Origin of the sequence: Streptosporangium sp. NPDC051022, assembly GCF_040683035.1 — a bacterium.
Taxonomy (GTDB): domain Bacteria; phylum Actinomycetota; class Actinomycetes; order Streptosporangiales; family Streptosporangiaceae; genus Streptosporangium.
The window spans coordinates 515,913-526,955 of record NZ_JBFBCF010000003.1 but is presented as its reverse complement, the minus strand read 5'-3'; the positions used below and the strand labels follow the sequence as shown (position 1 = coordinate 526,955).

Below are 11,043 nucleotides of genomic sequence, written 5' to 3'. Positions count from 1 at the left end.
CAGTTTTTCACCCCCTTACGCGCGGGCGCGCGAGGAGAGCCGGTAGAGACGGTTTGCTCCTCGCCGCAGCCCGGTAGGCCCTACCGTGGGCGTTCATGAACCCTTCCGCACCGCGACCGGCCCAACGGCCCGCCTCCGCTCGGCAGCTGGCCGCCGCGCTGAGCGCCCTGGAGGTCTACAACGGCGACAACACCGCCGCCGAACACCAAGCCTAGGCCGCCCTGCTGGCCAACGCCCGCACCTCCGTGTTGGCCACGGGCCGCCTGGCGACCCCCGGCCCAGCCTGTCGTCGGTCAAGGTATACGGGGTCCCGGTAATAACGGCCGTGAATCCAACGATGTTGTTGCTGATCTGTGGAGACTCCTTAGGAGACACGATCACGGGACGGCGAACCAAGCTCTATCCATGCAGGTCAAACCCATATCTGTTGGATTTTCCGCGATTGCTACCGGGCCCCGCCACGGCCGCCAGCCCGGCCGAACTGGCCCCCTGGACATCCCGACGGCCGAAGCAGGCTACGGTAGACCGCCGACGCCCCCGTGGTGGAGCACGACTTCCATCAGCATGGACGGCGTCGCGAGCGGCCAGCTTCATCTCTCAACTGGCCAGGAGTCTTTTCCCCTCATGAGCCTCCTGCGAGAACCCGCCGAATGGCGAGAGCCCACCAATACCTGACCGCTCCGTTTCGGAGCTCGGCACCGGCTTGTCTCCGAGAACGACTAGCCGAACAGCTGGGCCAGCTGTTTTTCGGTCTGAGCGCTGAGAGACATGCCCAAACCCTGCAGATGCTGACGAAGAAGCTCAACCGTCCTCCGGGCGTTCTCTCGCTGGCCGAGGCGTAGTTGCAGGCGGGCGATCCGTACGTAGGTCTCCTCGCTGTCGGGGTCGAGGGCACGGACACGCTCGAGGGCCTCCCATCGCATGCTCCGGATCGTCGGGCTCATAGAGCTCGGCAAGCTGGCTGAGAACGTCGGCCTGCGAGCGGACCAACGGATAGCGATATTCCTCGATCCACTCCGCATCCAGCCCCGGGGCGAGTTCTCCCCGGCACAGTTCGGCGGCCCTTTCGAGGGCGGCAAGGCGAACCGCGGGATCGGAAGCGGTCTTGACCTGCTCGAGAGCGGCGCGGTAGTCCCACAGATCCACGCTGATCAGCTGAGGATCGATGCGGTAGGCCGCACTGTCCTTGGTGGTGGACGCGTTGATGAAGGGTGCCCTTCTCCCGTCCGGGGCTCGATATCCGGTGGCGGAGACGAGTGCCACCCGCAGATGCCGCAACGTGTTGTGGAGGTCCTTCCCGGCGTCGTCGGGCCACAGGGCGGTCCTCAAGCGGTCACGGGTCACGCCGTCGGGATGCAGGGCGAGGTAGGCGAGGGTGTTGAGTTGCAGCCAGCTCAGTTCGAGTGACGAGAACCGATCGCGGACGTGCACCTGCGGCGAACCCAGGAGGATCAGGCGGATCAGCTCGGGACCGCCCCACAGCGGAGGCTCGGACCGCGGAGGCGGGTCTTCGCTGGCGGGATCGGAAGGAACGGAGGGGTCGGCCAGCTCCCGCAGGTGTGCCGCGGCCTCGTCTGCGGCGGTGTGGAAGAGCTCTACGCCCAGCAGGTGGGAGGCGAGCGGGCCTTCCGCCGCCTCGACACGGTGGTCCTCGTCGACCTGGCAGGTGGTGCCGACCGGCCAGGCCCCCAGGACCAGCGCTCCCATCCCGGTGCTCTGCGCGGACATCAGGGACGTTCCTGCACGTGTGTAGACCTCGTCATCCAGAGCGGCCACCAGGAAGATCGCGGGTAGCGCCTCCCCCGGATCCTGCTCCCGCAGTTCCCCGACACCCGGCGTACCGCGTTCCAGAAGCATCCGGGTGCGCGTGAAGTGCGCTTCCTCGAACCGGCCGAGTGCCTCCTCCGGCGAGGAGGTGACGATCAGGCCGGGAATGGAGGCCGCCAGTCTCTCCAGTTCGTCCGCCGACGTGTTGAAGAGATCGTCCGCGAGAGCGGCGCACAGGACCACTTCGCCCCGGAAGTTGCTGGACTGCCGCAGCAGGTCGACCACCAGATATCGAGTCACGGCATGGGCTCCCGGACCGGTGAGCCCGAGGCTGAGCCCCGCGAGATCGACGTGAGCCGGAGAACGGTCGGCTCGCCGCCCGATCGCGGTGCTCCGCGGTACGTCGATGGAGTACGCCCGGCGCATCAGCTCAGCATCTGACGGCACCGCCTCGCCGCGTTCTGTGAAGACGCGCCGGTGCGCACGCAGCACCTCTCGTACGGCGGGCGCGGGTCCGGGCTCGGGAGTGATCGTCACCCCCTCGGAGGCGGGAGGCGAGATCCGGCGGCGGCGCCGGTGGAAACGGTTCGCGGCGTAGGCGGTGCTGATGCCCGCCGCGTAGGCTGCGGCGATCAGGGATCCGGAGGGAAGCTCGATCGCGTCACCGAGCTGGGAGTTCTGGTCGGCGGGAGCTGCCTCAGGCGTCTCCTGTATCGGCCGTATCGGCTCCGGGGGCGTCTCGGACGGGAAGGTGGGGAAGCTCACCTGTACGGACGGTGCCGGAGTGCTTCTGGGGGCGGGTCGTCGTGTGGGCTTGATCTCGGCGGACGGCTCCTCCGGCAGGCGAAGCCGCCATCCCGCGTCGATGCGATCGGGGTCGGTGAAAACCCTCCCGCCGGGCTGGGGAGAACGGGCGTTGAGTTTCCAGATCTTCGGCCAGCGACGAGGGTTGCCAAGCTTCTCCCCGGCGATCCCCCACAGGGTGTCTCCGCGTTTCACCTGGTAGACGGGGTTGGCCTGTTCCTCGGCGACTGTCGTGTGGGACGAGTGGGTGAGCGGATGGAGCGGAGCCATCGCGGCCACCGGCGGCGGCGGTGTGACGGCGGCCATGGCGGCGGGCGCGCTGAACGCGAAGGTGGCAGAGGTCACCAGGTAGGCGGCCAAGCGCTGCACTCCCCCGAGGCCGGGCTGCCGGGGCGCGAACCGTACTCCTCTCAGCCGTGCCACGATCTCGGTGGCCACGGTGAAGGAGAACATGGCCCAGGCGCCCCACACGAGGAGCCCCAGAACCGAGACGAACAGTCCGCCGTCGTCACGGCTGGTCAGCCTGCTGACGATCTCTTCGAAAGTGGGAACGTGGTCGGGCAGCGGGGAGCCGGCCACCTTGTAGAGCAGGATGGGAAAACCGATCACGACGGCGGCGAGCACCGTCATCGCGATCAGCGAGCGCAGCAGGCGGATAAGCATCATCGGTTCGGCCCTTCGACGCCGGAGACCAGGTCGGCGGTGGCGGTCGCGGTCATCGACACCGAGGTGAGGCCGACCATGGAGAGCAGCCAGGTGGGCTTGGTGACGGTGACGCTCACCCGGATCGAGTTCGGTCCGGCGATGGCCGCCGTCCCGGTGTGCCCACCGACGGTGAGATAGGAACGAGCCGCCCGTACGGCGGCGCCCCGGTCGACCGCGAAGCGATCTCCCCGGTAGACGGCGGCCCGATCGACCTGTCCGGCTCCCGCCCGAGCCGCCTCCTCGGCGAGACCGACGGCCTCCCAACCGGCCCGGAGCTTGGCTCCACCGTCCACGGAGAGCCCCACGAACAGCAGCAGGACCGTGATGAAGACGATCGCGTACGGCGTGATCGCACCCCGGTCCGATCCGGAAGGTGTCGGCGGCCTCATCCTGATCGCATCCCTCCGCGTCCCAGGCCGAGTGTTCGCCCCCGGTAGGGGTCCAGCGGGCTCGTGAAGACGGCTCGCCGTACGACGCTGCCGGGCATTCCCGGGAAGGCGAGGTCGGCGAGCGGAACGGTGCACGTCACGGTCGCCGAGACGGTGGCGGAGCCGCCGACGGGACGCCCGAAGCCGGTGGTGTTCACCTGGACGCTCACCGACGTGCAGTTCACTCCCTGGCTCCGAAGAGACTGACGGGCACTCGCCTGCGCCTTCGCGGCCGCTTCCGTTCCCGTGCGGGCGATGGACGCCTGTCTCGCCGCGTCACGGGCGGCGGCCTCCACCGCGGCGGTGGTCACGACGATCCGGCCCGCCGCGACTCCAAGCAGCAGGACCAGCACGATTGCCGGGATGGCCAGCATCGCTTCGACACTCGCGCTGCCGCGCTCCCTCGAACGCGAAAGGGGCATGTTCACGGCCCTGATCCCTCCGGGGTGGTGAACCGCTCTACGGCGCCCGCCGCCTCCTCCGTCACCCGTATCGAAGGCAGGAAGGGCACCAACGACAGTGACTGACCCCGTACGGTCACCCGAACTGTGGCGACATCCCCTCCGCTTGACGCGCTGATCGAGGTGAGGAAGCCACCGGCGGTCCGTTCCGCATAGCGGCGAGCCGCGTCGGCGCCTGCCGTACGGACTCCGCCTTCGGCCCGAGCCGCGCGCACGCCTTCCTGGGCGGCCGCGAGTGCGACGGACCTGGCGAAGAACAGCAGGCAGACCTGCATGCAGGCCAGGATCACCAGCATGATGACGGGCAGGACGACGAGCACCTCAACGGTGATGGCTCCACGCTCAGCAGCCCCGTGACCGGAACGAGGAGCGTCGCCGGGCAGGCCGTGGTCGGCCGGACGCGGCACCCCTCGCCCGGCTCGTCCGCGCATCCGGCGTCGGCTCACAGCTTGATCTGGTTCGCCTTCTCGATGATCTTTGCGGTGACGACGCCCATGGCGGTGATGGCGACAAGGGCCAGCGCCGCGATGATGATCATCGCCTCGGCGGACATCGCGCCCTTGTCGGGATCCTCGCGGAGCCGCTCGTGCCGAGCGCGCAGGAAGTCGATAACGGCCGACCAGTAGGCGGCCTCCGGGGGCAGGAACCTGGGCATGTGCGGTCCTCCTCAGCTCATGATCCGGTAGACGGCGGGAAAGCAGACGAGCATCAGGAAGCCGAACACCGAGATGCCGATGGCGACGGGCATCTCGCTGGTACGGCTGTTGGCCTTGGCACGCGCGTCCGTCAGGGCGGTGGTGCGCATGGACTGGGCCTTGGCCAGCAGGGTGGACAGCACCTGTGTGCCTTCGGACCCGGCGTCCTCCGCGATGTCCGCCAGCTCGGTGAGCTCGGAGATCCCGACCCGCTCACCGAGATCGGCCAGCCCTCGCCACGGTTGCTCACCGGCGCGTCTGGCGTGTTCGAGCACCTGACTGATCTGGGCGAACACCCATCCGGTGCAGATCTCCGCGGGCGCCTGCAACGCCTGGGGAGGGCCGGCCCCGGCGGCTCGTTCCAGGGCGACCATGTCCAGGTAGGTCGCCAGCGCGGCCCGGAACTCCTGGCGGCGCTCACGTGCCTGGGTACGGGCGGCGTAGTCGGGTATCAGGGCGAACAGCCCGCCAAGGAGGACCCCCGCACCCGCGGGAATCACCCATGGCAGCGGAACGCCCGCCATCCCGCTGACCAGGCTCAGCGGAGTGGGCGCGAGCAGGCCGAACAGTAGGAAGCCGACTCTTTGGAGGGTGAAGCGCTCGACGCTGATGCCCAGCAGGGCCAGATCGTCGTACGGCACTGGCAGGCGAGCGAGCCGTACGGCCAGCCGTCCCCCGGCGTCCGCCGCCTTGGCCGGACCGTGTGTGCCGTCCAGCTCAGCCAGAGCGGCGTCGAGTCGTGGAGGGCCTGGGAACAGCTCGGCGAACACGATGAGCAGCCCGAGTCCGATCATTCCTCCGGCGATGACGGCCTGCATGCTCACGACCTCCTGCCCGTGTCGGTCAGGAAGCGGTGGCCGGGAGCGGCGTTGCCCAGACGGTGCAGCCGCCACAGCGCCACCCCGTAGAGGGCAGCGGCCACGGCGAGCACGGCCTGACCGGCCGGTGTGCCGAACGGCACGACGTAGGTCTTCTGGAAGAGCGCGACCACCGTGAACGCCACCAGGATGCCGATGATCCACCGGACGGTGGTGCGGTGCTCGGCTCTGGCCGCCTCGACCTCTCTGCGGTCCATCACGTCCTTGGCGACCAGTTCGGCGAGCTTGTTGAGCACGACGCCAGCACCGCGGCCCCGTCGTCGCGCGACGAGGATGAGCGCGGCACCGATACGGTCGCCGATCGGGTCGTCCAGCTCGTCGGCGAACAGTCGCAGTGCCTGTTCGGTGGGCATGCGGGCGACACGGAGACGACGGGCCAGCGCGGTGACCGGAGCAGCGATCGGGACCGGGACGTTCCGGGCGGCGCTGTGTTCCAGCGCCTGCTCCAGGGCCCGCCCGGCGGTCAGAAGGTCGGCCAGGCGGCGGGTCCACAGTTCCAGCGCCTCGAGCCTGCGGATCCGCTCGGCGGCGGCGCGTCCGGTGACCACCTTGGGAAGGGTGAACACCGCGGCCGCCGTGACGAACCCGGCGACCGGCCATCCGGTCGTCCCGAGCACGGCGATCGCGGCGACGATGGCGATCGCAGCGAGACGCCGGTGCTCGGCGAGAGCGGTACGGATCGTCACCCATCGGGACGGCGGTCTCGTCATCAGAGCGGACGGCAGCCCCTTCCAACCGGCGACGGCGCAGATCGTCCCGCCGAGGAGGGCCGAGACGCCCACCCCGGCGAGCAGGGCGTTGACGTTCACCTCGCCTCCCACATCGCCGCACGGGGATCGAGGAACCCCGGGTCGAAGCCGACGGCTCTCAACCTGGGCAGGCACTGCGGCGTGACGTCGGGCATGGCCCGCCCGCCCCGTCCGGTCGGCCGGTAGAGATGGTTGCGGCTGGGCAGTTCGCTGTCGGCGGGCGGCAGCACCTCCAGCACCTCCGAGACGAACCGGGTGTTCGTGGCGGGGTCCATGCTCAGGTGCACGACGAGGTCGACGGTCTCGCCGGTGTTGAGGTGAATGACGGCCGGTGGGGTCTGCGCGCCGACACCGCGGGTCCACAGCATGACGATCCGGTTGAAGATCTCCTCGGTGCCGTCGGCGTGGATCGTGCACATGGAGCCCGGATGGCCGGTGTTCATCGCCTCGAACATCGGGACGATCTCGTCGGCACGCACTTCTCCCACGAAGATCCGTTTGATGTTCTTGCGCAGGGAGTGCGGGATCAGGTCGTTCAGGAGCACCGCGCCGGCGCCTTCGGAGTTGGCCTGCCGCGCTTGGAAGGCGATCACGTTCTGGTGGCGGTGCTTGAGCTTGTCCAGGAAGAGCTCGTAGTCGGACTCCAGCGTGGCGAGCCGTTCGGCCGGGTCGATCACCGAGGCCAGGGCCCGCAACATGGTCGTCTTCCCCGCGGCCGTACCGCCGGTGACGACGATGTTCAACCTGGCCAGCACCGCGGCGCGCAGGAAGGCGTGCAGACTGCGGTTGATCGTACCGAGCCTCAGCAGGTCGTCCAGGGTGACGTCGACCAGGCGGTGGCAGCGGATGCTCGCGCACGGCCTGGTGGTGACGGCCATGCTGGCGCTGAGCCGTACCCCCACCCCGTCGTCCCCGTCACCTGGCCTGAGCGCCGTGTTGAGCAGCGGGTTGGCGGCGGAGAACTCGCGGGGGTTGTAGCTCTTGTGCAGCGCCCACATCTGGATCATCTTGATCAGGTCATCGTCGCTGGCCGCGACCGCCGGGCCCCGCTCACACGTTCCGTCGCTGTAGGTGATCCACACCTCGTCGCAACCGTTGAGGTCGATGCTCTCGAGCCGCCCGTCCCTGATGTACGGCGTGAGCACGCCCAACTCGAACCGCTCGTCGACGACGGCGTCCACGAGCCTGCGCTGGGTCGCGAAGCTCACCGCGACACCGTTGGAGAGTTGCTCACGGGTCCACTGCTGGACGCGTGACTGGATGAGCTGCCGAGCGGCCGTCCGGTCCTCGGTGTCCTTCAGGTCATCGGCGACCGAAACGGTGATGCCGAGTACGGCCTCGCGGAACGTCTTGCCGTCGAGTTCCTCGGCAGGTTCCGGCCTGCGCGGGAGAAGACCGGGGTCACCTGGATCGGTGACGGCATGGGGTGACCAGCTCGGCCCCGGGGGCCAGCGGTTGCTCATCCCGCCATCACCTCCCTGGACTCCTCGACGTTCGGTGTTTCGACGAGGTGCTGGCGCATCGCCGTCGCGAGACGGGAGGCGCCACGCATGAGAGGTGAGGATCGGAAGGTCCGCCGTGGTGCAGCACCGTCCGACAGCACCGCGGCGGATCGCGGATCGTGCGGGATCTCTCCAATGACGGGCAGGTCGTACAGCGCCTGGCTGATCTGGTCGGCCGCGTAGTCGCCCCTGCCGGTCAGGCAGAGCGCGACCGGGACGCTCGTGCCGACGCGGCGGCCGAGCGCGTCGAGTCTGGGTTTGGCGTCCGCCGCCTGCCGCAGGGTCGGGCGGAGCAGCATGACAACCAGGTCGGAGGCGGTGATGAGCCGCATCGGGGTTTCGGATCCGCCGATCCGGCCGAGATCGATCACGACGTCCATCGTGTCCCCGGTGGCCGCGGTGATCATCTCCACGATGGCGTCCCACGCCCCGTCAAGCTGGATCAGATGACGCGGATCCCTGATTCCCGGCAGGAGCAGCCATTCGCGGGCGCCTTGGTCGAGCGAGATGACGTACTTCCACAGGGTGGCGGAGGTGGGATCGTGCGCGATGGACAGGGCCAGCTCGAGCAACCCGCCGCGGACTCCCTCCGTCCGGCCGGTCAGGAGCCCGGCCAGGACGCTTCCCCCTTTGGGGTCGCATTCGGCCAGAAGGGCACGGCCGCCCCAGGCGTACGTCACGGCCAGGGCCGTGGTGGTCACCCCCGGCGAGCCTCCGGGACTCATCAATGTGTAGATCGCCACTCAGGGCCTCCGCGGGGTGAGGACCAGGGCGATCCTGCCGTCGGCTGCGAGCTCGGCGAGTTTGGAGGCGTCGGCACCGTCCACGATCAGGTCGATGACCACCAGGCCGTCGGTGTCGGGACCCTTGACCTGGTCGACGACAGCGGTGATCTCCTCCTTGGCCTCGGTCTGTGCCTGTCCTTCGGGAGTGGGGAGGACGATCACCGGGTCCCCCGGCCTGAACCCGCGGGCTGGCAGGCGGCTCGGTTTGACCGCGACCGGGACCAGGCGCTGTTCCCCTGCCGGACTGAGCCGGTCGGTGACGGCTTTCGGCTGAACGAGCGTGCCGGCCATGAGATCGACGGCCGCACGCATGCCGACGACCCGCCCGAGTTCCCGTCCCGGAACCGTCGCCACCATTTCGTCCGTACCGACCATCGTGGTGGTCACGTCGCTCTCGGTGATCTGCTGTCCGATCGCCACGTCGCGCGCCATGACGACGGCCGAAGTGCGATCGCTCATCCTGCTGACCGTGTGATAGGCCAGCACTCCTCCACCGGCCACCACGATCAGGCCCAGCAGCAGGAGGCCGCGCCGTCGTTGCCTCGGCTGCCGGGGCAACTTCGGGACCGTGACCGGCGGCACGCCGTTCGACATCTGCTTCTGCTCAGCTGGCACGGAGGGGATGGTGCGTGCCATTCAGGAACTCCTCTGTATCAGTGCCTGGCCTTCCGCGACTCGCAGCGGGAAGGCGGTGGAGGTGGTGATCGGCGCGAGCGTCCCGCCCGCTCCCCCGGAGCCGCTCCAGGTGGCGGTCCACACGACGGAGACGGTCACCCTGTACTGGGATCCGGGCAGTCCGGCGCTCGACCTGGTGAACAGGTGCGAGCAGTCGCTCTTCTGAGCTTCGGGCTTTTTCGACGGGTCGTACGGCGTGCCCGGTCCCTGACAGGTGACGCTGGACTGTCTTGATCCGGGATTGATCACCAGGTGGTTCGGCGTCGCGGTGACCTCGGCCCAGACCGGTCCCGCCGTAGCGCGCTTGCTGATGGTGTGCCACTGACTCCTGTCCGCCCAGAAGAAGTGCCTGAGTCCGACCAGGCCTTCCCTGCCGCGCGGCGGTGCCGTACCGACCACGGGGACGGGAGGCCGGAGTTGGCGCAGGGCCTCCTGAAGAAGCATCTCGGGGGTGACGGCGGGGGCGGCAGAATCACCGGGGACGACGCCCTCAAAGAGGTCGTTCTGGGTGCCGGGCCCGTTGTCACACTGGACGTAACGGATCCCGTTCGGGCCGGGAAGAGAGTGGCAGCCGCTCCACGGGCTGGTGCCGGCATGCTTTCCTCCCCTACGGGCCGGCGTCCCGGGCCGACCGGCACCGTGGTCGCCGTACACCACCCAGCCGCCGCCCCACGGGTAGGCGCCGTTGTCATCCCCCGGCCCGCTGGCCATCGTCATGGTGAACAGGCTCAGGAGGAGGGCGGGGTGCACAATGCCTCCTTGATGCTTAACTCGATGAGGCGCCACCGCCCGTCGGAACTCCGCCTCATCGACGCCTCGATATTCGCGGTGGCCTTGCCTCCGGTGCCGGGAATCACCTGATGAGTGCGAGAGTCGGCCATCGCGGCCCCCGAAACGTCCTGGCAGTCGACCACCTTCGCGTCGTCCTTGCTGATCCAGACTTCCTTCACGCGCGGGACGACCTGGCCGTACGGCTCACGATCCTGTGCATGCATCTGGCGAACGCCATCGACAAGATGATCTAGATACGGGCCTTTGACGTAAGGCTTGAGCAAGTCGCGGGCCTGCTTGGGCGAAGACTTCCCAGCCTGGGCCAGAGCTGTCCAATACGCACGGTAGGAGCTCACGACCATGTCATGCGATGTGGAGGGGGATGGCGTCGCAGGCAGCGAAGTGAACGGAACCGAAGAGGGAGGCGGCAATGGTGAGGCCTTATCAACCTGGCACGCCACGACAGTCGATGCCACCAGCAGCACAGAGGCCACGCACCACACAGGCCCGCCTCTCCCGCAAAGTGGCACACACTTCCACATCTTGACTCCTAGTAGTTATCTAGATGCAGAGAGTAGCTTAAGCGTGCGACAAAGGCACTATCAAGACCACGACTGGACCGAGGGCAATCAATCAAACGGGCAGTTCACAAGCACAGATCCGTCTCCACTGCCATAGACACATGACTGCCCAACTGAAGCACCCACCTTCAGAGGAAACTCGCCACCGCCGGACGCAAAGAAAGCATCCCCGCAGGTTGTGACCCATCGCAGGGGCGATGAGGACTGGGCGTACGGGCCGGGTCCGGGTAGTAGTGCTGCTG

The 11,043-nt window shown here is 68.4% G+C and carries 12 protein-coding genes; all 12 read right to left on the bottom strand.

All coding sequences use genetic code 11. The features are described 5' to 3' along the window. Positions 1–801 precede the first annotated feature (801 nt). From AB0N02_RS09020 to AB0N02_RS08965, 12 genes are read right to left on the bottom strand one after another with little or no spacing between them, the layout of a single operon-like run. Positions 802–3,237 carry a hypothetical protein gene (locus AB0N02_RS09020; RefSeq protein WP_363944166.1) on the bottom strand — a complete coding sequence of 812 codons (2,436 nt, stop codon included), beginning with the start codon at positions 3,235–3,237 and terminating at the stop codon, positions 802–804. Next, positions 3,234–3,665: a pilus assembly protein TadG-related protein gene (locus AB0N02_RS09015; protein WP_363944165.1), complete on the bottom strand. Its 432-nt coding sequence runs from the start codon at positions 3,663–3,665 to the stop codon at positions 3,234–3,236. Before AB0N02_RS09015 ends, AB0N02_RS09020 begins: the two co-directional genes overlap by 4 nt. Beyond that, complete coding sequence (locus tag AB0N02_RS09010) at positions 3,662–4,126, bottom strand: TadE/TadG family type IV pilus assembly protein (protein WP_363944237.1); 465 nt, start codon at positions 4,124–4,126, stop codon at positions 3,662–3,664. The genes AB0N02_RS09015 and AB0N02_RS09010 overlap by 4 nt, the downstream gene beginning before the upstream one ends. 2 nt (positions 4,127–4,128) lie before the next feature. Next, positions 4,129–4,596, bottom strand: coding sequence for a TadE/TadG family type IV pilus assembly protein (locus AB0N02_RS09005; RefSeq protein WP_363944164.1), 468 nt, complete (start codon positions 4,594–4,596; stop codon positions 4,129–4,131). A gap of 11 nt (positions 4,597–4,607) precedes the next feature. Next, entirely contained in the window at positions 4,608–4,820 is a 213-nt protein-coding gene (locus AB0N02_RS09000) for a hypothetical protein (RefSeq protein ID WP_363944163.1), read from the bottom strand. Between the two features lie 12 nt (positions 4,821–4,832). Further along, positions 4,833–5,678, bottom strand: a complete 846-nt coding sequence (locus tag AB0N02_RS08995) for a type II secretion system F family protein (protein WP_363944235.1) — start codon at positions 5,676–5,678, stop codon at positions 4,833–4,835. A 2-nt stretch (positions 5,679–5,680) separates the two neighbouring features. Further along, positions 5,681–6,547, bottom strand: coding sequence for a type II secretion system F family protein (locus AB0N02_RS08990; protein ID WP_363944162.1), 867 nt, complete (start codon positions 6,545–6,547; stop codon positions 5,681–5,683). Then, positions 6,544–7,950 carry an ATPase, T2SS/T4P/T4SS family gene (locus AB0N02_RS08985; RefSeq protein WP_363944161.1) on the bottom strand — a complete coding sequence of 469 codons (1,407 nt, stop codon included), beginning with the start codon at positions 7,948–7,950 and terminating at the stop codon, positions 6,544–6,546. The genes AB0N02_RS08990 and AB0N02_RS08985 overlap by 4 nt, the downstream gene beginning before the upstream one ends. Then, on the bottom strand, positions 7,947–8,732 hold the full coding sequence (locus AB0N02_RS08980) for a hypothetical protein (protein ID WP_363944160.1): 786 nt from the start codon (positions 8,730–8,732) through the stop codon (positions 7,947–7,949). Before AB0N02_RS08980 ends, AB0N02_RS08985 begins: the two co-directional genes overlap by 4 nt. Continuing rightward, positions 8,733–9,410: an SAF domain-containing protein gene (locus AB0N02_RS08975; RefSeq protein WP_363944159.1), complete on the bottom strand. Its 678-nt coding sequence runs from the start codon at positions 9,408–9,410 to the stop codon at positions 8,733–8,735. It abuts the gene before it with no gap. Next, positions 9,411–10,199 (bottom strand): hypothetical protein, encoded by a 789-nt coding sequence (locus tag AB0N02_RS08970; protein ID WP_363944157.1) that lies wholly within the window; start codon positions 10,197–10,199, stop codon positions 9,411–9,413. After that, positions 10,178–10,576: a hypothetical protein gene (locus tag AB0N02_RS08965; protein ID WP_363944155.1), complete on the bottom strand. Its 399-nt coding sequence runs from the start codon at positions 10,574–10,576 to the stop codon at positions 10,178–10,180. The genes AB0N02_RS08970 and AB0N02_RS08965 overlap by 22 nt, the downstream gene beginning before the upstream one ends. Positions 10,577–11,043: the final 467 nt, after the last annotated feature.